Genomic DNA, 21717 nt, shown 5'->3' with positions numbered 1-21717 from the left:
CAACATCGCGCTCGTGCGCTTCGTCTATCCCCACCGGATGATCGGGCGCGGCGTCGGCAACGTCGCCCTCATCGTCGCGGTCGCCTCCGCCGCGGGTCCGACCGTGGCCGCCGCGATCCTGTCCGCCGCCTCCTGGCCGTGGCTGTTCCTCGTGAACCTGCCGGTCGGGATCGTCGCCCTCCTCGTCGCCTCGCGGACCCTGCCGGCCACGCCCCGCAGCGGGGCGCGGCTCGATCCCGTGAGCGCGCTCCTCAACGCGCTTACCTTCTGCCTCCTCATCGTCGGCATCGACGGGCTGGGCTCCGCGGAGGGGCGGCCGCTGGCGCTGGCCGAACTCGCCGCCGCGCTCGCGATCGGCACGGTCTTCGTGCGCCGCCAGCTCCGGTTGCCGGCGCCGCTCCTGCCGGTCGATCTCCTGCGCATCCCCGCCTTCGCGCTCTCGATGGCGACCTCGATCGCCGCCTTCGCGAGCCAGATGGTCGCCTACATCGCGCTGCCCTTCTACTTCCAGGACGTGCTGCACCTCACGAGCACGCAGACGGGCTTCCTGCTGACGCCCTGGCCCATCGCCATCGCCGCGATGGCGCCGGTCTCGGGCCGGCTCGCCGACCGCTGGCCCCCGGGCCTCCTGGGCGGCCTCGGGCTCGGCCTCATGGCGGCGGGGCTCGTGGCGGTCGCCCTGCTGCCGGCGTCGCCCTCCATCCTCGACATCGTCTGGCGGCTGACGCTCTGCGGGCTCGGCTTCGGCCTGTTCCAGGCGCCCAACAACAAGGTGATCATCACGAGCGCCCCGCGCGAGCGCAGCGGCGGCGCGAGCGGGATGCAATCGACGGCGCGCCTCACGGGCCAGTCGCTCGGCGCGGCCCTCGTCGCCGTCCTGTTCGGGCTCGTGCATGGCGCCGAGCCCGGCCGCGCCGTCCTGCTCGCCCTGGTGTCGGCGGTGGCGCTCGCCGCGGCGGGCGCGCTCGCGAGCGTGCTGCGGCGGCATCCCGCGGAGGGCGGTTGACCGGCCGCGCGCCTCGCGCGTTGTCGGGTTCAGGCAGGGGGCCGTACAGGACAGGGGAAGCGGATGGATCTGAATCTGAGCGGGCGGCGCGCCCTCGTGACGGGCTCGACCGGAGGCATCGGCTACGCGATCGCGCGGGAACTCGCCGATCTCGGGGCGAGCGTCGGCATCAACGGGCGCGGCACGGACCGGGTCGAGGCGGCGATGGCGCGCCTGAGAGGCGAGGCGAAGGGCGGCGACGTGTTCGCGGCGGCCGGCGACGTCGCGACGGCCGAGGGCGTCGACGATCTCGTCGCCCGCCTCCCGGAGATCGACATCCTCGTCAACAACACGGGCATCTTCGAGCCGAAGCCCTTCTTCGAGATCCCGGACGCCGACTGGCAGCGCTTCTTCGAGGTGAACGTGATGAGCGGCGTGCGCCTCTCGCGGGCCTACACGCCGGGCATGGTCGAGCGGGGCTGGGGGCGGGTGGTCTTCATCTCCAGCGAGTCGGCGCTGAACATCCCCGTGGAGATGATCCATTACGGGATGACGAAGACGGCGCAGCTCTCGGTCGCCCGGGGGCTCGCCGAGACGGTGGCCGGCACCGGCGTCACCGTGAACAGCGTCCTGCCGGGTCCCACCCTCTCGGAGGGCGTGGCCGAGTTCATGAAGCAGATGGCGGGCGGCGCGGAGAACGCCGACCTCCACGCGATGGGGCGGCAATTCGTGGCCGAGCACCGGCCGACCTCGCTGATCCGGCGCCTGGCCGGCGTCGAGGAGGTGGCGGCGATGGTCGCCTACGTGTGCAGCCCGGCGGCGAGCGCCACCAGCGGTGCGGCGCTCCGCGTCGACGGGGGCCTCCTGCGCCACATCGCCTGAGGCGCGCGCACCGCGCGGCGGGTCCCGCGGGACCCGCTGCGACGGCGCGTGGATCGGATCGGCGGAATCAGGACTTGAGGTGCGCCGCGAGGTGCTTGTTCATCTCGAACATGGTGCACTTGTCCTTGCCGAAGACCTTCTTCAGCTTGTCGTCGGCGAGGATCTCACGCTTGTTCTGCGGGTTCTGCAGGTTGTTCTTCTTGATGTAGTCCCACACCTTGCTCACCACCTCGCCGCGCGGCAGCGGGCTGGTGCCGACGATCGCGCCGAGCTCGGCCGAGGGCTTCAGGGGCTGCTGCAGGGCGTTCGGCTTCGTCGCGCCGCCGGCCTTGGGAGCGGCAGCCTTCGCCTTGGGGGCGGCGGCGGCCTTCGTCTTCGGCGCAGCCTTGGTCTCCGTCTTCGTCGCCATGGGTTTCCTCCGATGCACGCGCTGGGGTGCGCGGACGCGTGGCGGCCCCGAGGGCGGGGCGCATAGCTGCAACAACTAAGCGGTGCTGCGACCGTTCCAAGGGGAAACTGTCGTTGTCCCCGACCTCATCCACAGGTCACGCGGGCGATGATCCGTTCCCGTGCGCTTCACCCGAATGCAATGAACCATCCTGATCTCGGAACACTTGCGGTGCAAGCAACTGTACTTCGCAGGTGCGGCAGCCCCGGGAGCCGGCGCGAGCCCGCCCCGCCCGCATCCGAAATCGGTTGACGCGTCAGATGGTTAGGGGGCGGCTCGGGGCGAGCCTGCCCGGCGCCTCCGGTGTCCTGGCCGGCCCTCGAACCGGGCCGAGGGGCCGCCGGCTCCCGCTTCAGACGGCGGGCGGCGGCCCGCGCTCCGTCCGGGACGGCACATAGGGGCCGCCGAGGGGCCGGACGCGCGGAATCCGGAACCGGCCGGCGGAGCGGGGCTTTCCCCGAGCGAACGCAGCACGAGACAGGATCAGCCCATGCCGACGGATTTGCCCCCGGACCCGTCCAACGAGCGCAGCTTCCGCAAGCCGGGTTCCCTGGAACTCGACCCCTCCGCCGAGGGGGTCGCGATCGACGAGACGCGCCGCCTGATCGCCTCGAACAAGGTGGAGGGCACGGCCGTCTACAGCCCGGCCGGGGAGCATCTGGGCGTGGTTCACAACTTCATGGTGGACAAGGTCTCCGGGCAGGTCGCCTACGCCGTGCTCGCCTTCGGCGGCTTCCTCGGCCTCGGCGAGAGCCACCATCCCCTGCCCTGGCGCGCGCTGACCTACAGCGTCGATCTCGGCGGCTACGTGGTCGACATCGACCGCGACACCCTGGCCGGCGCGCCGAGCCACGGACCCGGCGAGGACGCCTTCGCCGATCCGGCCTATGGCGGCCGCCTCGACGACTATTACGGCGTCCGCGGCGCGCCCGCGCTCTGAGCCGCCGGGGCCGCTTGTCCCGCGGCCCCGTCCGCCAGCCCCAGCCCCAGCGCCGGCCGAGGTCGCCGGCCGGCGCAAGGCCCGCTGAGCAAGCATTGCTCTCCGGCGCCAAAGATCAATTTGCAGTTGTAAACGTATTGCTCGTTCGAAACCGAGGATACGTGGTGGTCCGAGAGGCGCGCGATCCAGGGAGCGAGCCGCCCCTGCAGCAACGGCGCCCGCTGCCAGCCTTTTTCCTTGAATAAACCGCCGTATGGTGTAGCTCTGATCCTATAGGATCGGAAAGTGGATCATTTTTGTCCTTGTAGGGCGGAATTGATCATTGATAAAACTCGGGCTCCATCAAGATGAGCAAAATTGGCCCAGTCGGGCTGGGGGGCGACGACCTCCGCCGAGGCCCCGGTTCGCGGCTCTACGCACTCCTCATCGTCGGCCGGCGCGCCTCGGCGGCGGGGACCCAGCGTCATGCCCGCGCACCCCGCGCGCCGGCCGCCTGAATGCGGGAAGGCAGCCAGAGCCATGTCCCTGCGTGACCCGAAGCTTCAACTCTTCCACGAACGTCCCGACATGAATCCACCCTCCCTCGCGTTCTCGTCGCGTGAATTCCTCCGGATGGTCGAGTCGTTCGGCCTGTCCGGAAACTGGGGATGGAACTTCACGCGGAAAGAATACCTCTGGTCGTCGGGCCTCTACAGGCTCTTCGGCATCGAGGACGGCAGCGTGCGGCCGGATTACGAGCTGTTCCGCAGCCTCGTCCATCCGGAGGACCGGGCCATGCTGGAGGATGCCAGCCAGATCCTCAACGAGGGCATCCTGAGCGACCACACCTTCCGCGTCATCCGCCCGGACGGCACGATGCGCATGGTGCTCAGCCGGGGCGACGTCTACTTCACGCCCGAGGGGCGCCCGGCCGGCGCGGCCGGCGTGATCGTGGACATCACCGGCGAGCAGCGGGTGTCGCTCGCGATTCGCGCCCAGAACGACCGGCAGCGCGCGATCTTCGAGCACGGGATGATCATCCCCTGGGTCTGGACCGTGGAGGGCGAGGCGGTCCACGCGCCCGGCTGGTGCGAGCTGACCGGCCTCCCGCCGGAGGAGCTGCAGCGGAACTGGTCCCTGCCGATCGTGCCCGAGGAGCGCGCCGAGGTGCTGCGCCAGCACGCGGCGATGCGCGAGCGCCGGCAGCCCTTCACGCTGGATTTCACGGCGCAGGTCGCCCGCGGCGGCCGCACGGCCTTCCGCACCCTCGTCGTGCCCGTCCTCACGGGCACGGACGGTATCCGGGAATGGACCGGCCTGACCTTTCCGCCCACGGCCGCGATCGGCGAGACGGCGCCCGAGATCGGGACGGACGTGCAGCACCAGATCCGGGGCGCGCACCTGCGGGCGGCGCGCGGCCTACTGGACTGGACGCTGGCCGACCTCGCGGGCGCCAGCAAGCTCTCGCTCTCGACGATCCGGCGGCTGGAGGAGGATGCCGACGGGCCGCTCGCCCGAAGCCGCCACGCCGCCGTCGACGCGCTCCGGCAGGCGGGGGTCGGCTTCCGGCTGATCGAGGGCAGCATCGCCGTCGCGCATCTGCGCTGACGGCGGGGCCGTCAGAACCGGCCGCCGAGGCCGACGCCGCCGCTCGCGCTCATCGCCGGCGCCATCCCGCCGGACGTCGCGCCGCCCTCCGAGGCGCCCTCGATCTCGTCGCGGCGGATGCGGCGCTGGCCGGCATCCGCGGCCCGGGTATCGGTGCGGCCGTTCTTCGGCAGGTCGAGGCGGCGGGTCGGGGCCGTCTGCAGCGGCGCGCCCTCGTCGTCGACGTTGGCGGTGCGCAGCTCGCGGGAGGGAAGGCTGCTGCGCATGGAGGGGGGCGGCCCGAGATCGGTCGCGGGCATCACGCCGCCGCCGCCGCCCAGGGCTTGGCAGCCGCCGAGGCCGGCAGCGACGAGCGCCACGGCGCAGGCGCGCGACGGCAGGGATCGCGACGGGAGAGACATGGTCTGATCCTCTCTGGGGCCCGTCCGAAGACGGGGCCTTCTGTTCTTGTCGGCGCCTCTCTACGACGAGGTTTGGGCGAAAACCAGACTTCGCGGCGGCCCGTGCAATCTTGGCGCCCGTCCGTCCCCGCCGGGACACACCGGCCCGGATCTTGCCGCGCCGCTCCGGCCGCTCCACCATCCCGGATCCACAACTTCGCCTTGGTCGGCGGGCAGAGAGGCCCGGCCTGCCCCCGCGGAACCCCCCGGAACAGCCGCGGTTGTGCCCGGAGCCGGCGCGACCAGACATCGAGGAAGCCGCGTGTTCAGACCATCCCGGATCATCGCGAGCGCGACGATTGCCCTGTGGGCCGCCGGCGCGGCAGCCGAGACCGCCGCCCCGGCCGGCGAGGCCGCCCCGAGCCCGCCCGCGCCGGTCCAGGCGAGCCCGCCCGCTCCGGCCCCGCCGAGCCCGCCCGCGGCGCCTGCCGCCGTTCCCGCCCCGCCCTCGCAGCAGGGGACGCCGGCCACCGTCCTCGACACGCAGGATTACGAGGGCGTCCTCGGCAAGGGCGTGCGCGCGGCCAACGGAGACGAGCTCGGCCGCATCATCGACGTGATCATCGACAAGGAGGGCCGGCCCCGCGCCGCCATCATCGATTTCGGCGGCTTCCTCGGCGTCGGCTCCCGCAAGATCGCCGTGGACTGGCGCTCCCTGCGCTTCGCCACAGACGGCAAGCCCGGCCGCATCGCGCTGCAGCTCAGCCGCAACCAAGTCCGCGTCTCCCCGGAATACAAGAGCGGAGAACCGATCGTCGTGCTGGGCCCGGCGAGCCCGGGCGGCCCGGCGCCCGAGGCCGATCAGGCCGGCCAGCCCCAGCCCCAGCCCCAATCCGTGCCCGCAACGCAGCCTCAGCCCGCGGCGCCGGCCGCCTCGCCCGCTGCCGTCCCGCAAGCCGCTCCGCAATCCGTCCCGCAAGTCGCCCCCTCGGCCTCCGCGCCGGCCGCGCCCGCCGACAAGCCTCCCGAGCGGGCCCCGGATCGATGACGGCACCCCGCGCGAAGAGCCGGCGTGTCACCCCGCCACGGGAGCGTCCCGTCCCGAGACCCGATTACCGAGCCCGCCCTGTGCGGCTGAGCGATCTGAGCGTGGAGGGGGCACCGGACGTGATGCCCCAGCCCGTGCCCGCACCACAGACCGTCTCGCGCGCGAGCCGCCGGGGCCTCGACGCCTTCGCCTTCTTCGTCGCGAACCTGCAGACGGGTTTCGGGCCGTTCCTCGCCGTCTACTTCACGCAGGCGAAGTGGACGCAGGCCGATATCGGCTTCGCGCTCACCGTCGGCAGCCTCGTCAGCCTGCTCGGGCAGGTGCCGGGCGGCGCCTTCGTCGACGTGGCCCGCTCGAAGCGCTTCGCGGCCGGCCTGTCGGTGATCGCGATCTCGGGCAGCGCCTTCGCGCTCGCCATGTGGCCGAGCTTCCTCATCGTGCTCTTGGCCATGGCCGCCCATTCGGCGGCGAGCTGCGTGCTCACGCCGGCCATCGCCGCGATCAGCATCGGCCTCGTCGGGCATGCCCGGGCCGGCGAGCGGCTCGGGCGCAACGCGAGCTTCCAGGCGATCGGCAACGCGCTCGCCGCGGCCGGCATGGGCGCCTGCGGCTACTACCTCTCGAACGATGCGGTCTTCTACCTGACGGCCGCCCTCGTGGTGCCGACGCTGTTCGCGCTCTCCTTCATCCGGGCCGACGAGATCGTCCACGACGCGCCGCCCGCCGCCTCCCCGGCCTCGGCCGGCGCGCCCGCGGGCGGCGCCCTGCGCATGCTCGGCTCGAACCGGGCGCTGCTGTGCTTCGCCGCCTGCATGACGCTGTTTTTCCTCGCCAACGCCGCCATGCTACCCCTCGTCGGCAGCGTGCTGACGCTGCGCACGAGCGAGACCGCGACCGCCCTGATCGCGGCCTGCATCATGGTCCCCCAGGCGGTCCTCGCGGTCTGCGCGCCCGCGCTCGGGCGCGCGGCCGAGCGCTGGGGCCGGCGCCCCGTCCTGCTCCTCGGCTTCGCCGCGCTGCCCCTGCGCGGCCTCCTCTTCGCCTATACCGACAGCCCGTCCCTGCTCGTGGCGATCCAGGTCCTCGATGGGGTCTCGGCCGCCGTCCTCGGCGTGATGGTCCCCCTCGTCGTCTCGGACGCGACCCGGGGCACGGGGCGGTTCAACCTCGCCCTCGGCGCGGTCGGCACCGCGATGGGCATCGGGGCGGCGCTCTCGACCTCCCTGGCCGGGCTGATGGCCGACCGTTTCGGCAGCCAGACCGCCTTCCTCGGCCTCGCCGTCGTCGGGCTCCTGGCCTTCGGGCTCGTCGCCGTCATCATGCCCGAAACCCGCCGGCGGGACCCGTCCTGAGGGCGAGCGTACATTCGTGGCGGGCCGGGAAACACGGGCCGCTCAACTGGCGTTCAGGTTCGATGAATAATACGGACCGTGAGGGCGGGCGCTTGCAACGTATGGCGACGCTTTTGCGTTGCCGCCTCGGGTATGAATTTCGCGTGCGCCCTGGCACGCACCGTCTCGCCACCCTGCAGGTCCGCTGAAATCGAGATGACGATCGCGATGGAAGACCTCTGCCAATACGCTGACCGCCCGTTCGCCTTCGTCGGCCGCTACCTGAAGCGCCGGTGGCTGCCCCACCTCGTGATCCTCCTCGCGGTGCTCGGCGCCGTCGGCTTCTCCGTCTCGACCGACTACGCCCTCAAGGGCGTCGTCGACGCCCTCAGCAAGGGGCCGGATGCGGGGCTGATCTGGGGCGCGCTCGCGGTGCTCATCGCCTTCATCGCGGCCGACAACATGCTCTGGCGCGTGGCGAGCCTCGTCGGCTCCTTCACCTTCGTGGGCGTGACCGGCGACATCCGCCGCGACCTGTTCCGGCACATGACCGGGCACTCCCCCTCCTTCGTCGCCGACCGGCAGCCGGGCACCCTGGCCTCGCGCATCACCGCGACCTCGAACGCGATCTTCACGGTCGAGAACATGTTCGTGTTCAACGTGATGCCGCCCTGCATCGCGGCGCTGGGCTCCCTCGTCTATATCGCGACCGTCAACGTCACGATGGCGCTGGTCCTCGCCGGGATCTTCGGCAGCGTCGTGATCCTGATGTTCAAGATGGCGGCGGCCGGCAAGCCGCTGCACCACGACTTCGCGGCGAAGGCCGCGAGCGTCGACGGCGAGATGGTCGACCTCGTCGGCAACATGCCGCTGGTGCGCGCCTTCTCCGCCTTCAAGCGCGAGTACAAGCGCTTCGACGGCACGATCGGCGTCGAGATGCGCTCGCGCCGCTCCTCGCTCCTCTACCTCGAGAAGCTGCGCATCGTGCACGCGGTGCTGACCGTCCTCGCCGTGCTCGGCCTGCTCTACTGGGCGATCACGATGTGGGAGGCGGGCCAGGCGACGAACGGCCAGGTCGTCCTCGTCTGCACGCTCGGCATCCGCATCCTCGCGGCGACCCGCGACCTCGCGGTGGCCCTCGTCGATGCCACCCAGCACACCGCCCGCCTGTCGGAGGCGCTGCACACCCTGCTGCAGCCGCACGACCTGATCGACCACCCGGAGGCGGTCCCGCTGACGGGTCACGCCGCGCAGATTGACTTCGAGCATGTCGCCTTCGACTACCCGGACGGCCGCCCCGTGTTCTCGGATTTTGACCTCGCGATCGAGCCGGGCCAGCGCATCGGCCTCGTCGGCAGGTCGGGCGGCGGCAAGTCGACCCTGTTCTCGCTGCTGCAGCGCTTCTACGACGTGAAGGGCGGCGAGATCCGGATCAACGGCCAGGACATCAACCGCGTCACGCAGGAATCCTTGCGCGAGGCGATCACGGTGGTGCCGCAGGACGTCTCGATGTTCCACCGCTCCCTGCGCGAGAACATCCGCTACGGGCGGCCCGAGGCCACCGACGAGGAGGTCTGGAAGGCGGCCGAGGCCGCGCATTGCACCGACTTCATCAACGCGCTGCCCGAGGGCTTCGACACGATCGTCGGCGACCGCGGCGTGAAGCTCTCCGGCGGCCAGCGCCAGCGCATCGCCATCGCCCGCGCCATCCTGAAGGACTCGCCGATCCTGCTCCTCGACGAGGCCACCTCGGCCCTCGACGCGGAATCCGAGGAGGCGATCCGCCACGCGCTCGGAAACCTGATGAAGGGCCGCACCGTCATCGCCATCGCGCACCGGCTCTCGACCCTCAAGGATTTCGACCGGATCGTGGTGCTCGAGGGCGGGCGCATCGTGCAGGACGGCTCGCCCGAGAAGCTCACCCATCTCGACGGCTTCTACCGGGAGCTGATGAAGAAGGAATCGCTCTCGCTGGCGCTCGCCGCCGCCTGAGGCGGCAGCGCCCGGGCCGCCTCCTGCGAGGAGGGGCGGCGCCTTACTCCACCACCACCTTGTAGCCCTGGCCGGCCTTGAGGGCGGCTCCCTTCTCCAGGCCGTTGAGCACGAGGAAGCGCTCGAGCGCGCGGTCCGGCACCGCCATGCGGCGCGCCAGCTCCTCGGCGCTCTCGGAGGGCGCCGGCATCACCTGGAGGCGCAGCAGCTTCAGCGTGCGGGTCTCGTCCGGATTGAGCGTCGCGAGGCTGCCCGTCCAGCGCCGGAAGGCCGGGTCCGGGTCGGTCGCGCCCTTGGCGGCCATGATCATCCGGAACACGGTGTCGCCGACGCGCAGCGCGGCGAGGCGGAAGGTCCAGTCCTTGCCGCGGGAGAGGGCGGTGGCGCCCGGATACCCGGCGATCGTGCGGGTCTCGATCGAGCCCGGCTCCAGCGTGTCGTTCCACGTCGCCTTCAGCACCGCGTCGAGCCCCTGCTCGGCCTTCGCCTCCACCTGGTCGAACAGCAGGCGGCGGCTGCCCTCGTTGGTGGTGCCGAGCACCGCGTTGCGGGTGTTCTCGATCGAGAACCCGTCCGGCACCTCGAAGGCGATGCCGAGGCTCGGATGGACGAAGCGGCGCCCGCGCACCACGCCCTCGCCGGGGTCGTCGCCGTAGGCGATGCCGTCCACCGCCGCGAGGTAGCGGGCGCGGTCGTCGCTGCCGAGCCCCGGCGCGCCGATGCGGCGGGCGGCCCGGGTGACGAGGGTGACCCGCTCGGCGGTCGCCGGGTGGGTCGCCAGCATGTCCGGCTCGCCGGGTCCCCCCGAGCCGGCCTTGAGGGCGACGGTGCGGTTGAGCGCCGAGAGGAAGCGCGCGGCGGCGAAGGGATCGTAGCCCGCCTTGGCGAGGGTGCGCACGCCCGCCGCATCGGCCTCCAGCTCCTGGTCGCGCGAGAAGCGGGCGAGGGCGAAGCGGGACTGGTTCTGGAGCTGGGCGCCCGTCGCCGGGTCGTTCAGCACATCGGCGACGACGCGGCTCACGAGCTGCGAGCGCAGCTCCAGCTCCGTGCGGGCGCTGGCGTGGTTGAGCGTCACGTGCGCGATCTCGTGGGCGAGCACCGCGGCGATCTCGGAGGTGTCGCTGGCCAGCGCCACGAGGCCGCGCGTCGCGTAGAGGCGCCCGCTCGGCAGGGCGAAGGCGTTCACGACGGGCGAGTCGAGGAGCGTGACGACGTAGGTCTGGTCCGGGCGGTCGCTCGCCTTGACGAGGCGGTCCGTGACCTCGGTCAGCAGGCGCAGGGCCGCGGGGGCGCGGTACTCGCCGCCGAAGGACGCGACGAGCTTGGCGTGGTCCGCGTCCGAGGTCGCGCGCTCGCGCCCCGTGGTGCGCGGCGCCTCGGCCGGGACCGTCACGGCGGCCGGCGTCAGCACGGCGCCCGTGTGCTCGCCGGCGCAGGCCGCCAGCGCCCAGGCGAGGATCGCCAGGGCCGGCCCGGCGCGAAGGCGCGCGCGCAGGCACGGCGCCCTCCGGCGCGCAGCCCCCGATCCGGCTTCCAGCAAGACCCCGTCCATGCCCGTCTAGCGCCGCAGCGCCCGCTCCCTCTCCGGACCCGCCCCCGGCGGCTCCGCCCCGTCCGTCTTCAGGCCCCCGATCTCCAGGCCCCCGATCTCCAGGACCTCGATCATCTCGGCGCTCGCGATGTCGAGGACCGGCCCGCGCCAGATCTCGACGATGCCCCGCACCCGCACGAGGCGTCCCGTCAGCCCCGATGCATGGAAACCATGTTCCTGCAGCCGGCGCCAAGTGCGTTTCGACACGGTCACCGTCAGGCCGTCCTCGCCGCGGCGCACGAAGTCGAGATAGGTGCGCGAGGCCCGCTCCCCGACATTGCGGATGCGGCCCTGCGCCACCACGAAGCGGCCGGCCTCGGCCCGCAGCCCCGGACCGTCCTTAGCCTCCCGCACGGGACGGCGCCAGACGCCGAGCCCGCGGCCGCGGGCGGCCTCCTCCAGCCGCAGCAGGGCCGGGCGGCAGAGCACGTCGCCCTCGCCGGCATCGACATGGGCGAGCCCCTCCGCGACGAGGCCGCCCGCGAGGTCGGCCGCCTCGTCCGCCAGCGCGGCGTCGATCCGCACCCGGCCCCAGCGGTCGGCCTCGCCCCGGACCACGACCTCGAGGGGCCGCCCCAGCCGGGCCGCGAGCCAGGATTCGGCGCCGGCCGCGACGGAAGCCTCCTCCGGCCAGCGGAGGGAGCCGAGCACGGCGCGGGTGCCCGAGGCGAGCGTGATCTCGCCGCGGGCGCCGATCGCCTGCAGCGCGTCGCGGCGGGCCGGCGCGGCGCGGCACTCGGCGGGGCCGAGGCGCGGCGACGCCAGCGCGGGCAGGCCGGAGAGGGCGGCGCCGAGGCAGGCGCCGGCGCCCCATCTGCGGCTCCCTGCGCGGTCCCCCCGGCGGCTGGTCACTGATGCGCTCATCGGTCGAATCCAGAGCGCAGAATCGTAGCGGAATCCGGGCTGTCGGGGGCGCAGACGCGGCAATTTCGCGGGCTTGCGGCCGGGGCGACACACAGAGGGGCGGGGCCGGGGCGGAGCGTGCGATTCCGGACTGTGACGAAATGTTTCTCGTACCAAAGTTGTAGTGTGTATTTTTATACACTTTCGGGTAGAGTGCCGCGCATGTCAGAGCTGCCGGAAGCCGCCATCCTCGCATCCCTGTCCACCCGCGCAGAGGTGCCTGTCCTCGATGCCTGGTGCGCGGAAGAGATCGACAAGGCCGCGAGCCTCCTCGACGGCTATGGCGAGCGGGCGATGGCGGCGACGATGCGCGGGATCGGGCTCCTGCATCGGGTACGCGCGCTGGAGCTCGGGCTGCGCGGCATCGCCGAGTGCGCGACGGCGGAATTGGGCGGCCTGACCCACGAGTGAGCATCGCCCCGGCGCCCCCGTCGCCCGGTTGGCCTTGCCGGGGGATGATGGTAAGGACGACGCGGTTCAGTCTCCGTAGCTCAGCTGGACAGAGCACAGGTTTCCTAACGTCAAATTGGGCGTCGCGCCGGGAAACCGCGCGACGGATCCGCTCAAATTCGGGGAACGCTCACGGCGCGTCGCGCCCTGCCGATCCCGAGCCAAGCCCGACCGGGCCTCCGGTCGGGAAGGTGTAGAGACTAGACGGGCGGCGCCTAAGGGTTCCCGGTGGGCCTAGGGCGAAGGGATAGTCCAGACCACGAACGCCCGCGGGCGGCGGCGAAAGCCGAGGTGGTATGAAACCTGGGGTCGCAGGTTCGAGCCCTGCCGGGGACGCCAGCCCTCTCCAAGGGCATCGGGAAACGGCCTCCCGCGACGCCGGTCCCGGTCTTCGCCGGATCGGGACGCTCCCGATCCAGCGCCGCGAGCCGATGGGCCCCGCCCGCCGAAGCTGAACGGGAGCTGCCGGCACGCTTCAGCCTCCGTGCACCCGAGCACCGCCATCCTGTCCTCGACAGCTCGGCAAGAGCCGGCTGGGCCACCGAGACCGGGCACCGACCCATGATGCCGGCCTCCTCGCATGTCAGGGGATGGGCGATGAAGACGATTGCAACTCTCGCAGCAGCCGCTTTGGTCACGGCGGGCGCCCTCGGGGCGCCTCAGGCCGAGGCCCGGGGCCGCGGCGGCGCCCTCGTGGCCGGTCTGGTCGGCGGCCTCGCCGCCGGCGCCCTGCTCGGTGCGGCCGTCTCCGAGGCCCAAGCCGCCCCGGCCTACGGCCATGCCCGCCCCGAGCCGTACGGCTACGGCTACGCAGCCGCTCCGGTCGTCCGCGGCGAGGTGTACGAGGACGCCCCCGTCTATCGCACCGAGCGCGTGGTCCGAACCTACGAAGCGGTGCCGGACGGGTACGGCTACCGGCCCGCCGGGTACGGATGGCGCCGGCATTGCGACAGGCCGCACGGCTACCGCGAGTGGTAGCCGCCGGGCGCAGGACGGTTCGAGGGGAGGCGCGCCGTCTCCCCTCCGGCCCACCGCGCCCGGGCAGACGCCGACCTGTCCCTCCGCTCCCGATACCAAGCCGTCAGCCACACCGACGCGCGTCCCGGCATCCGGGCGCTCGGAACGCCCTAGGGTTGTGGTGGTTAGATGATGCTACTTTCAGGAGTGTGAGTATGGACCTCTGGCAGCTCATCGAGCGCGATCACGAGAATATCGCGCACCTCATCCGCGACATCCCCTACGCCCTGAACGGGTCCGGGGTGGTGCGAAGCCGCGAGCGACTCCTCGGCAACCTCATCGACGAATTCGAGGCGCATTCCGCTGCCCTGGAGGGGGCGCTCTACGCGCCGCTGCGCCGCCACGAGGCGACGGCCGGGCTCGTCGACGCGCTGCACCGCGAGCACCGCACCGTCCTCAAGGGGCTCACCGCGCTGGCTCGCCGGCGGTCCAGCACGGCGGGCTGGCTCGACGCCTTCGAGGACGCGACCTTCCACCTCGACCAGCACCTGCACCGGCATGGGCACGAATTGCTGCCCGCGGCCCGCACCCAGCTCTCCTCCGAGGCGATCGAGGCGGCGGGGCGAGACTACATCCGCGCGCGGATGAAGGCGCTCAAGGGCCGGCGGGGCGTGCTCGGCCGGCTCGGCTCGGAGGAGGTCGGGCTGATCGCGGTGGTCGGCGCCCTCGCGGCGGGGGTCGGGTATCTCGCCTGGCGGAGCGGGTCGCTCGGGACTTCCGGATCGCGCCGGCACGCCCATTAGGCGGCTGCGCACCGCTGGGGCCGAGAAAGGCCCCGGCGGGAGAGGGTTCGCGGCCCGTCGCCACGGCGGGGGAGACGGCGAGCCGCTCCCCCGCTCGGGCGCTCAGCCCCGCTGCGGACCCATCATCGCCTGCATCTTCGAGAGCTGGGAGATGTGGAGGTTGATGAGCGGGAGCGCCCCGCGCGCGATCCGGCGCAGAGCGGGATCCTCGCCGCTCTCCGCGTAGGAGCCGTGGATCGCCAGCGCCTCCTGATGGCCCTGGAGCGAGGCGGACACGAACGTCGCGTCGTATTGCGGGCCGGGCTGCAGGCCGGCAAGCTGCGACAGGATCTGAGCCTTCTGCTCGTCCGACGTCATCCGACCGGGCGCGAGGCCGACGGCCCCGGCCGCCGCGCCGGCGACACCGCCGGCGATCGCCACCGGCGCGGTCACGAGGCCGCCGATCACTCCGCCCGGGCCGGGAGGCGCGCCGGCGATGGGAGCCCCGGCCGAGTAGGGGGCGAGCTTGCGCGAGAGGTTGACCTGCTCGACCACCTCGGCGCGGCTGAAGGTCTTCACCCGGGGATTGCCGGTCTTGTCATGGGCGTCCCGCGCGGTGTTCTCGAGGAACAGGCCGCCCTTGGTGGCCATGTCGAGGTAGACCGGGGTCGGGATGGCGCCGGCCGGCGTCGGCTGCGCGATGGCGGTGCGGGTCACGGCCAGCGCGGCGGTGGCAGTCAGCAGGCCGGTGAGGAAGTCGCGTCGATGCATGAAAGGGGCTCCGGGTCGGGGTTTCCGCATCCGGGTCCTCGGGAACGAGCCGGCATGCCTCAGCCGGAACCGTGCCGTACAACTTATGTTCCTATTTTGATTTCATGCATTTTTAGGTTGTGGGAGGCTCGGGAGAGCGGCCCCGCATTTCGCCCTGTCCGAAAGCGAACCAACCCGTCCGCCGCGCGTATCTCCCGGCGGCCGGCCCGGCATCCGCCGCGGCGGAGCGGAGTGCGACGGGAATGACGGCAGGAACCCTGGGCCCGGCGCCGCGCCCTGCCTCGGCACGGCGGTGGGTACCGTGGTCCTGGACCGCCGAGCCGCTCCGCCACGCCTCGGCGGTCGCGGCCCCGGGGGCAGGGTTCTGGCTCGCCATCGCCGCCCTCGTCGCCCTCGACGCGGCGTGGCTGGCGGGCTCGCGGATCGCGGTCGAGCCGGCCGGCTTCGCCGCCTGCGCCGCCGCCATCGGCCTCTTGCTCGCCGCCGCAATCGTCTGCGGCACCGTGCGCTCGGAGCCGAGCCTGCGCGGCATGGCCCTGGCCAGCGCCTGCCTCATCGCCGTGACCGTGCCGGCCGCGCTGCTGCACTACCTCGCAGCGAGCCTCGCGCTGCCGCTCCGCGACACGGAGCTCGCCGGGATCGAGGCGGCCCTCGGCTTCGACTGGCCGGCCTATATCGGCTTCCTCGCCGACCATCCCACGCTGTCGTGGTGGCTCGCCCTGGCCTACCATTCGAGCGGGCCTCAGGTGGCGCTCGTCGTCATCGCCCTCTCCGCCGCGCGCCGTCTCGGCCGCCTCTGGCGGTTCGTCCGCCTCTTCTCGGCGACCCTCCTCGTCGTCATCGCCGTCTCGGCCGTGCTGCCGGCTGCCGGCCCCTACGCCCATTACGCGCCGCCTGCGGTGCCCGCGACCCATCTCGAGACGGTCGGCGCCCTCTGGCACCTGGAGCCCCTGGCCCGGCTGCGGGCCGGCACGCTCGGCAGTCTCGCGCTCGGCGACATCCGCGCCCTCGTGACCTTCCCGTCCTTCCATGTCTGCCTCGCCATCCTCACGGCCTGGGCGTTGGCGCCCCTGCCGCTGATCGGCCCGGCCGGCCTCGTCCTGAACGCGGCCGTCATCGTCGGCACGGTCGGGGCGGGGGGCCACTACCTGCCCGACACGCTCGCAGGGGGGCTGCTCGCCCTCCTCGCGCTGGCCGCCTCCCGCAGGCGCCGCTCCCCTGCCGGGGAGGAAGTCTCACGAACGCGTGAGCGTGTCGCCGCCGGCCGGCCGAAACCCGCCGCCGCGGGGAGGCCCGGCAAACTTGAGGCTGTCCCGTCCGTGTCCCGTGACGCACAGAGGCAACCGTAAGTCTCGATTTCTGGCTAGCATGCGACCTGTGGCAGTTGTGGCACGCTTCCCCGGTGCGTATTACGTATTCGGTTTGGCGTGCGGTGACAAAAACACGCCAGAACCTTAAGCGTAGGCGCGCCGGGCGCAGGGTTCACGATCCGGCGCGCGGCGGACGTGACGGGATTTCCATGGCAGGCCAGAAGACCGACGATCGGGATGCCTATATCGGGCAGCGCATCGCCGAGGAGCGCCGGCGCGCCTCCCTGACCCAGCGCCGCGTCGCGCAGAGCTTCGGCATGTCGGCCGCTCAACTCCAGAAATACGAGAAGGGCACCAACCGGATCAGCGCCGTCCACCTTGAGATCTTCGCGCGGATGACCGGCGTGCCCCTGGAACACTTCTTCCAGGGCATGAAGCGCCTCGACGACATCCCCCCGCAGGGCTTCGGCGAGGATAAGCAGCAGGAGATCGGCGGCGGCGACCTGCAGGCCCTCGTCGACGTCCTCGCCCGCCACCTCTCCGAGAACGTGTCGGACGAGACCCGCCGCGACATCGCGGCCGCGGTCCATGCGCTCGACCGCAAACTGAACGGCTGATCTTCCGACGAAATCGTCCGTTAAAACGGACGCGTTCGCCATTTCATCTTGACCGCCCGCGCGCGCCGGTGCGAGAACCCCGCATCTGCCGACCTCGGGTCAAGCGCCGGAACGCATGGCGCGCCCGCACAAGGGGGTGCCAGCCCATGCCGCGTTCCGATTACCTGTTCACGAGCGAATCCGTCTCCGAGGGCCACCCCGACAAGGTCTGCGACCGCATCTCCGACACCGTGGTCGACGCCTACCTCGCGGCGATGCCCGAGGCGCGTCTCGGCGTCGAGACCCTGGCGACGACGAACCGCATCGTGATCGCGGGCGAGGTGCGCGGGCCCGACTCGGTGACCTTCAAGGATCTCGAGCACCTGACCCGCGAGGCGGTGAGGGACATCGGCTACGAGCAGGACGGGTTCCACTGGAAGAACAACGACGTCGCCATCCACCTGCACGCCCAGTCGGCCGACATCGCGCAGGGCGTCGACGCCGCCGGCAACAAGGACGAGGGCGCGGGCGACCAGGGCATCATGTTCGGCTACGCCGCCGACGAGACCCCGGAGCTGATGCCGGCTCCGATCTTCTACGCGCACAAGATCCTCAAGGACCTCGCCGACGCCCGCAAGGCGCGCGAGGGCGACGCCGCGGTGCTCGGCCCCGACGCCAAGAGCCAGGTCACCGTGCGCTACGCCAACGGCCGCCCGGTCGAGGTGACGCAGATCGTGCTCTCGACCCAGCACCTCGACGACACGCTCGATTCCGCGGACGTGCGCGCCATCGTCGAGCCCTACATCCTCCGGGCGCTTCCGCAGGGCTGGGTCACCGAGGGCACGATCTGGCACGTCAACCCGACCGGCAAGTTCGTGATCGGCGGCCCCGACGGCGACGCCGGCCTCACGGGCCGCAAGATCATCGTCGACACCTATGGCGGCGCGGCGCCCCACGGCGGCGGCGCCTTCTCGGGCAAGGACCCGACCAAGGTCGACCGTTCGGCGGCCTACGCGGCGCGCTACCTCGCCAAGAACGTCGTCGCCGCGGGCCTCGCGGGCCGCGCCACGATCCAGCTCGCCTACGCCATCGGCGTCGCCAAGCCGCTCTCGATCTATGTGGACCTGCACGGCACCGGCAAGGTCGACGAGGCGAAGCTCGAGGCCGTGCTGATGGACGCGATGGACCTCTCGCCCCGCGGCATCCGGACGAAGCTCGGCCTCAACAAGCCGATCTACGCCCGCACCTCGGCCTACGGCCATTTCGGCCGCGCGCCGGACGCCGATGGCGGCTTCTCCTGGGAGCGCACCGACCTCGCCGAGGCGCTGAAGTCGACGCTGGCCTGATCGCGGCCCGGGCGGGGCCGCGCTCCCTCCGGATCACCCTGCATCCCCCTCCCGGCCGGGAGGGGGAGCCTGTCGCGCCCGTCCCGATCGGGCGCGCGTACGGAGCGTTGCGTGACGACAACCGGGCGGAGCGCGCCTGAGGCGGCGGAGCGGGCCTTCTTCGGCCGGCGCAAGGGCAAGCGGCTGCGCGAGGGCCAGGAGCAGCGCCTCGCCGATCTGCTGCCGCGGCTGCGCGTCGCCCTGCCGGAGGCGGGCGCCCGCCTCGACCCGGCCGACCTGTTCCCCGGGGCCAAGCGCGAATACTGGCTCGAGATCGGCTTCGGCGGCGGCGAGCACCTCGCCCATCAGGCGCGGAGCCATCCCGAGATCGGCTTCATCGGCGCCGAGCCCTTCGTCAACGGCGTCGTCAAGCTCCTGCGGGAGGTGGACGAGGGCGGCCTGACGAATGTCCGCATCCGCGACGAGGACGTCACGGCGCTCCTCGCCGCGCTCCCCGATGCGAGCCTCGCCCGGATCTACCTGCTCTATCCGGATCCCTGGCCGAAGCGCCGCCAGCGCAAGCGCCGCTTCGTCTCGGACGAGTCGCTGCGCGAGATCGCCCGCGTCCTGAAGCCGGGCGGCCTGTTCCGCTTCGCCAGCGACATCGACGATTACGCGGGCTGGACCCTGGTGCGGGCGGCCCGCTGCCCCGGCCTCGCCTGGACGGCGCGGAGCGCCGCCGACTGGACCGCCCCCTATCCCGGCTGGCCGGGCACCCGCTACGAGGCGAAGGCGATCGCGGCGGGGCGGCGGCCGACCTATCTCGAATTCGTCCGGGCCTGACGGGGCGCCCCTCGGTGCCGCTGCACACAGGGCGTTTCCAAGCCTCGCCTTGCCGCTGACCGGCCCTGCCTCCATCTTGGGGCGGTCCGGCACGCCGGAGGACGTCGCGACCTGCTCCGCGGCGGCCGGGCCCTTGCGAGGTAGGATTGGGCGACAGGGCGGATTACCCGGCGGCCGAGGCCGGCGATCTTCACCGCGCGGCCTTCGAGGAGGCGGCGGTCGGGCTCGCGATCCTGTCGCCGGCCGAGAACCGCATCCTCGACGCGAACCGCCACCTGTGCCGCCTGCTCGGCTACGAGCCGGGGCGGCTCTCCGGGCGCTGCCTCACCGATCTCGTCGAGCGGCCCTTCTCCACCGAGGGCGTCCAGAGCTGGCTGCGGGCGGACGGGCGCCCGGTCGAGGTGCGTGTCACCCGTTCGGGCGCGGCCGGGCGCACCCTCGTCGTCGCCGCGCTCGATCCCGACGAGGCGGTGCGCGCCGAGCAGAACCGCGAGGCCCTCACCGCGGCCGGCCTCGGCGAGTGGCGCTGGGACGCGGGCAGCGGGCGCATCACCCTGTCGCGGCGCGCCGCCCAGATCCTCGGGCAGGCCCCCGGCCCCTCCCTGACCTGGCAGGGGCTGCGGGACAGTCTCGGCGAGGCCGAGCGCGCCCGCGTCGGCGGCCTCGTGCGCGAGGCGACCGAGCGCGGCAGGCCCTACTTCTTCGAGAGCCGCCTCGTCCGGTCGGACGGGCGGGAGGTGATCATCGGCGTGCGCGGCCAGCCCCTCTCCGATCCCGAGGGCGGCCTCGTCGGCATGGTGGGCGTGGTGCAGGACATCACCACCCGCGTCGAGGCCCGCGACGCCCTGCTCGGGCGCGAGCAGCGCCTGCGGGTGGCGGCCTCCCTCGCCCGCCTCGGCATCTTCGAGTGGCACATGCTCGACGACCAGGCGATCTGGGAGAACGAGCGCATGTTCGAGATCTTCGGGCGCACGCCCGAGGACGGGAGCGTGGGCAAGGCCGAGTTCCTCAACGAGGTCCTGCACCCGGACGACCGCAAGGCCGTGCGGGCCGCGATCTCGAGCGCCCTGCGCGAGGAGGGCATCCTGCACGTGTCCGGCCGGGTGCGCCGCAAGAGCGACGGGGCATGGCGCACCATCGAGATGGCGGGCCGCTTCGAGCGCGACGCGCCGAACCGCCTGCCGCGCCGCCTGATCGGCGTCGTCGCCGACGTGACCGACCGGCGCCTCGCCGAGGAGCGCCAGAGCCTGCTCATCCGCGAGCTGCACCACCGGGTCAAGAACACGCTGGCGACCGTGCAGGCCATCGTCGGCTCGACGGCGCGGACCGCCTCCAGCATCGAGAGCTTCTACGAGGCCTTCGTCGGCCGCATCATGTCGCTCGCCCACACCCACTCGGTCCTGACCGAGGATACGTGGCAGACGGCGAGCCTGCGCAGCCTCCTCGTCAACGAGCTGAAGCCCTACGCCGAGGGCGCCATGGAGGGCGCCGCCGACCGCCGCGTCAGCCTGGAGGGGCCGCCCGTCGATCTCGCCTCCGAGATCGCGGTGCCGATCGGCATGGCGATCCACGAGCTGACCACGAACGCCGCGAAATACGGCGCGCTCTCCACCCGCGGCGGGCGCGTCGCGGTGACGTGGTCGCTCCTGCCCGGCGGTCCGGCCGGCATCCTGCGCTTCGAGTGGCGGGAATCCGGCGGCCCGCCGGTCGAGCCGCCGCGCCGCCAGGGCTTCGGCTCGCGCCTGCTGCAGCGGGTGCTGACGACCCAGGTCCAGGCCGAGGTGACGACGGATTACCCGCCGGAGGGCTTCAGCCTGACGATGCTCGCCCCCCTGCCGCCCCGCAACGAGGCCCTCAACCCGCTGGCCTGAATCGGGCTGCACGCGCCGCGCCGGAGGCGCGGGTCCCTCCCGCACGGGGGAGAGGGCGCGTCGCGGCCCTCAGGCGGCCCCGCGCGTCTCGCCCTCGCCCCCGGTATCGACGAAGGCCTTGAGCTCGTCGAGGGAGTTGAAGGTGTAGCGGCCCCGCGGCGTCTCCGCCTCGATCGAGCCGTCCGCGTACATCACGTAGGTGTTGCCGCCCGAGGCATGCGTCCCGACGATCTCCCGGCCGGGCTGAGGCTCGGGCGGGGAGACGTCCTCGGCGAGGATCTCCGCATCATGGGGCTCCGCCGCGGCCGCGTGATGGGTCTCGGCCGGTTCCTCCCGCAGGGCCGGGCGCAGCGCGACCGGCTCGGGCTCCGCCTCCTCCGGCCGGGGGGCCGCCTCGGGATGGGGCTCCGGAGAGGCGAACAGGTCGTCCTCCGGCCCGATCCCGTCATCCGGTTCGGGCAGGGATGCGGGGGCGGGTTCGGGCGTGGGTTCGGGGCTCGGCTCGAAGGTCGGCTCGCGGCGGGCGGCGGCAAGGCCGGGATCGTCCGGCTGCGCCGGCTCCGGCAGCGGCAGTTCCGGCTCGGCCGGGTGCCTGCCCTCGCCCGTCTCCGGCCCCGCCGCGTGGAGCGGGGGCAGGGTGGTCCGGTCCGGGCCGGCGCCCGACGAGAGGAAGCCCGCCGAGAGCCCGGCAAGGGCCGCCCCGCCGACCGCCGCGCCGCCGACCG

General features: G+C 72.6%; 20 protein-coding genes and 1 pseudogene. 15 read left to right on the top strand and 6 right to left on the bottom strand.

The features are described from left to right. Window positions 1-1006, top strand: a 1006-nt coding sequence (locus E1J50_RS18580) for an MFS transporter (protein ID WP_132255320.1), incomplete at its 5' end; no start/stop codon positions are given. A 63-nt stretch (window positions 1007-1069) separates the two neighbouring features. Beyond that, window positions 1070-1867, top strand: coding sequence for an SDR family NAD(P)-dependent oxidoreductase (locus tag E1J50_RS18575; protein WP_132255319.1), 798 nt, complete (start codon window positions 1070-1072; stop codon window positions 1865-1867). A gap of 67 nt (window positions 1868-1934) precedes the next feature. Here the strand turns inward: E1J50_RS18575 and E1J50_RS18570 are convergent, their stop codons facing one another. Next, complete coding sequence (locus E1J50_RS18570) at window positions 1935-2276, bottom strand: SWIB/MDM2 domain-containing protein (RefSeq protein ID WP_132255318.1); 342 nt, start codon at window positions 2274-2276, stop codon at window positions 1935-1937. A gap of 529 nt (window positions 2277-2805) precedes the next feature. Here E1J50_RS18570 and E1J50_RS18565 point away from each other — a divergent pair. Together E1J50_RS18565 and E1J50_RS18560 are read left to right on the top strand one after the other, a co-directional pair. Further along, the gene (locus E1J50_RS18565) at window positions 2806-3255 is read left to right on the top strand and encodes a PRC-barrel domain-containing protein (protein ID WP_132255317.1); all 450 of its coding nucleotides are present in this window, start codon (window positions 2806-2808) and stop codon (window positions 3253-3255) included. A 567-nt stretch (window positions 3256-3822) separates the two neighbouring features. Next, window positions 3823-4842: a PAS domain-containing protein gene (locus E1J50_RS18560; protein WP_165937913.1), complete on the top strand. Its 1020-nt coding sequence runs from the start codon at window positions 3823-3825 to the stop codon at window positions 4840-4842. A gap of 11 nt (window positions 4843-4853) precedes the next feature. Here E1J50_RS18560 and E1J50_RS18555 read toward each other — a convergent pair whose 3' ends face one another. Further along, window positions 4854-5243 (bottom strand): hypothetical protein, encoded by a 390-nt coding sequence (locus tag E1J50_RS18555; RefSeq protein ID WP_132255315.1) that lies wholly within the window; start codon window positions 5241-5243, stop codon window positions 4854-4856. Window positions 5244-5544: 301 nt separating this feature from the next. Here E1J50_RS18555 and E1J50_RS18550 point away from each other — a divergent pair, with 301 nt between their 5' ends. From E1J50_RS18550 to E1J50_RS18540, 3 genes are all read left to right on the top strand, one after another. Continuing rightward, entirely contained in the window at window positions 5545-6270 is a 726-nt protein-coding gene (locus tag E1J50_RS18550) for a PRC-barrel domain-containing protein (RefSeq protein ID WP_245516639.1), read from the top strand. After that, window positions 6267-7622, top strand: a complete 1356-nt coding sequence (locus E1J50_RS18545; protein ID WP_132255314.1) for an MFS transporter — start codon at window positions 6267-6269, stop codon at window positions 7620-7622. Before E1J50_RS18550 ends, E1J50_RS18545 begins: the two co-directional genes overlap by 4 nt. A gap of 207 nt (window positions 7623-7829) precedes the next feature. After that, a complete protein-coding gene (locus E1J50_RS18540) occupies window positions 7830-9593 on the top strand; it encodes an ABC transporter ATP-binding protein (protein ID WP_132255321.1) in 1764 nt (587 codons plus the stop codon). A gap of 43 nt (window positions 9594-9636) precedes the next feature. Here E1J50_RS18540 and E1J50_RS18535 read toward each other — a convergent pair whose 3' ends face one another. Together E1J50_RS18535 and E1J50_RS18530 are read right to left on the bottom strand one after the other, a co-directional pair. Beyond that, entirely contained in the window at window positions 9637-11145 is a 1509-nt protein-coding gene (locus E1J50_RS18535; protein ID WP_132255313.1) for a M48 family metalloprotease, read from the bottom strand. A 6-nt stretch (window positions 11146-11151) separates the two neighbouring features. Further along, window positions 11152-12048: a hypothetical protein gene (locus E1J50_RS18530; RefSeq protein ID WP_245516638.1), complete on the bottom strand. Its 897-nt coding sequence runs from the start codon at window positions 12046-12048 to the stop codon at window positions 11152-11154. Between the two features lie 201 nt (window positions 12049-12249). Here E1J50_RS18530 and E1J50_RS18525 point away from each other — a divergent pair, with 201 nt between their 5' ends. The 3 genes from E1J50_RS18525 to E1J50_RS18515 all read left to right on the top strand — a co-directional run bounded on the left by E1J50_RS18525 (window position 12250) and on the right by E1J50_RS18515 (window position 14297). Beyond that, complete coding sequence (locus E1J50_RS18525; protein ID WP_132255311.1) at window positions 12250-12498, top strand: hypothetical protein; 249 nt, start codon at window positions 12250-12252, stop codon at window positions 12496-12498. A 636-nt stretch (window positions 12499-13134) separates the two neighbouring features. Beyond that, the gene (locus tag E1J50_RS18520) at window positions 13135-13515 is read left to right on the top strand and encodes a hypothetical protein (RefSeq protein ID WP_132255310.1); all 381 of its coding nucleotides are present in this window, start codon (window positions 13135-13137) and stop codon (window positions 13513-13515) included. A gap of 194 nt (window positions 13516-13709) precedes the next feature. Continuing rightward, window positions 13710-14297 carry a hemerythrin domain-containing protein gene (locus tag E1J50_RS18515; RefSeq protein WP_132255309.1) on the top strand — a complete coding sequence of 196 codons (588 nt, stop codon included), beginning with the start codon at window positions 13710-13712 and terminating at the stop codon, window positions 14295-14297. 102 nt (window positions 14298-14399) lie between these two features. Here the strand turns inward: E1J50_RS18515 and E1J50_RS18510 are convergent, their stop codons facing one another. Continuing rightward, window positions 14400-15047 carry a DUF4142 domain-containing protein gene (locus E1J50_RS18510; protein WP_132255308.1) on the bottom strand — a complete coding sequence of 216 codons (648 nt, stop codon included), beginning with the start codon at window positions 15045-15047 and terminating at the stop codon, window positions 14400-14402. 242 nt (window positions 15048-15289) lie between these two features. Between E1J50_RS18510 and E1J50_RS18505 the strand changes: the two genes are divergently transcribed. The 5 genes from E1J50_RS18505 to E1J50_RS18485 all read left to right on the top strand — a co-directional run bounded on the left by E1J50_RS18505 (window position 15290) and on the right by E1J50_RS18485 (window position 20992). Beyond that, entirely contained in the window at window positions 15290-16396 is a 1107-nt protein-coding gene (locus E1J50_RS18505; protein ID WP_132255307.1) for a phosphatase PAP2 family protein, read from the top strand. A gap of 170 nt (window positions 16397-16566) precedes the next feature. Next, window positions 16567-16974 (top strand): helix-turn-helix domain-containing protein, encoded by a 408-nt coding sequence (locus E1J50_RS18500; protein ID WP_132255306.1) that lies wholly within the window; start codon window positions 16567-16569, stop codon window positions 16972-16974. Window positions 16975-17120: 146 nt separating this feature from the next. Then, entirely contained in the window at window positions 17121-18299 is a 1179-nt protein-coding gene (metK, locus tag E1J50_RS18495) for a methionine adenosyltransferase (protein ID WP_132255305.1), read from the top strand. Between the two features lie 111 nt (window positions 18300-18410). Then, window positions 18411-19121: a tRNA (guanine(46)-N(7))-methyltransferase TrmB gene (gene trmB, locus E1J50_RS18490; protein WP_132255304.1), complete on the top strand. Its 711-nt coding sequence runs from the start codon at window positions 18411-18413 to the stop codon at window positions 19119-19121. A 146-nt stretch (window positions 19122-19267) separates the two neighbouring features. Further along, window positions 19268-20992: a sensor histidine kinase gene (locus tag E1J50_RS18485; protein WP_132255303.1), complete on the top strand. Its 1725-nt coding sequence runs from the start codon at window positions 19268-19270 to the stop codon at window positions 20990-20992. 69 nt (window positions 20993-21061) lie between these two features. Here the strand turns inward: E1J50_RS18485 and E1J50_RS28160 are convergent. After that, a pseudogene (locus E1J50_RS28160) lies at window positions 21062-21717 on the bottom strand (hypothetical protein); the annotation flags it as partial.

Source organism: Methylobacterium segetis (assembly GCF_004348265.1).
GTDB classification, from domain to species: Bacteria; Pseudomonadota; Alphaproteobacteria; order Rhizobiales; family Beijerinckiaceae; genus Methylobacterium; species Methylobacterium segetis.
Note: the sequence above shows the minus strand (reverse complement) of the source record. Positions and strands in the feature narration are given on the sequence as shown.

Bases quoted from the DNA above. Each gene is read 5' to 3' on its own strand.
- E1J50_RS18535 (WP_132255313.1), bottom strand. From the start codon at position 11,145: ATGGACGGGGTCTTGCTGGAAGCCGGATCGGGGGCTGCGCGCCGGAGG.
- E1J50_RS18545 (WP_132255314.1), top strand. From the start codon at position 6,267: ATGACGGCACCCCGCGCGAAGAGCCGGCGTGTCACCCCGCCACGGGAG.
- E1J50_RS18505 (WP_132255307.1), top strand. From the start codon at position 15,290: ATGACGGCAGGAACCCTGGGCCCGGCGCCGCGCCCTGCCTCGGCACGG.
- E1J50_RS18555 (WP_132255315.1), bottom strand. From the start codon at position 5,243: ATGTCTCTCCCGTCGCGATCCCTGCCGTCGCGCGCCTGCGCCGTGGCG.
- E1J50_RS18570 (WP_132255318.1), bottom strand. From the start codon at position 2,276: ATGGCGACGAAGACGGAGACCAAGGCTGCGCCGAAGACGAAGGCCGCC.
- E1J50_RS18540 (WP_132255321.1), top strand. From the start codon at position 7,830: ATGGAAGACCTCTGCCAATACGCTGACCGCCCGTTCGCCTTCGTCGGC.
- E1J50_RS18525 (WP_132255311.1), top strand. From the start codon at position 12,250: ATGTCAGAGCTGCCGGAAGCCGCCATCCTCGCATCCCTGTCCACCCGC.
- E1J50_RS18530 (WP_245516638.1), bottom strand. From the start codon at position 12,048: ATGAGCGCATCAGTGACCAGCCGCCGGGGGGACCGCGCAGGGAGCCGC.
- E1J50_RS18510 (WP_132255308.1), bottom strand. From the start codon at position 15,047: ATGCATCGACGCGACTTCCTCACCGGCCTGCTGACTGCCACCGCCGCG.
- E1J50_RS18515 (WP_132255309.1), top strand. From the start codon at position 13,710: ATGGACCTCTGGCAGCTCATCGAGCGCGATCACGAGAATATCGCGCAC.
- E1J50_RS18560 (WP_165937913.1), top strand. From the start codon at position 3,823: ATGAATCCACCCTCCCTCGCGTTCTCGTCGCGTGAATTCCTCCGGATG.
- E1J50_RS18520 (WP_132255310.1), top strand. From the start codon at position 13,135: ATGAAGACGATTGCAACTCTCGCAGCAGCCGCTTTGGTCACGGCGGGC.
- E1J50_RS18565 (WP_132255317.1), top strand. From the start codon at position 2,806: ATGCCGACGGATTTGCCCCCGGACCCGTCCAACGAGCGCAGCTTCCGC.
- E1J50_RS18500 (WP_132255306.1), top strand. From the start codon at position 16,567: ATGGCAGGCCAGAAGACCGACGATCGGGATGCCTATATCGGGCAGCGC.
- E1J50_RS18575 (WP_132255319.1), top strand. From the start codon at position 1,070: ATGGATCTGAATCTGAGCGGGCGGCGCGCCCTCGTGACGGGCTCGACC.
- metK (WP_132255305.1), top strand. From the start codon at position 17,121: ATGCCGCGTTCCGATTACCTGTTCACGAGCGAATCCGTCTCCGAGGGC.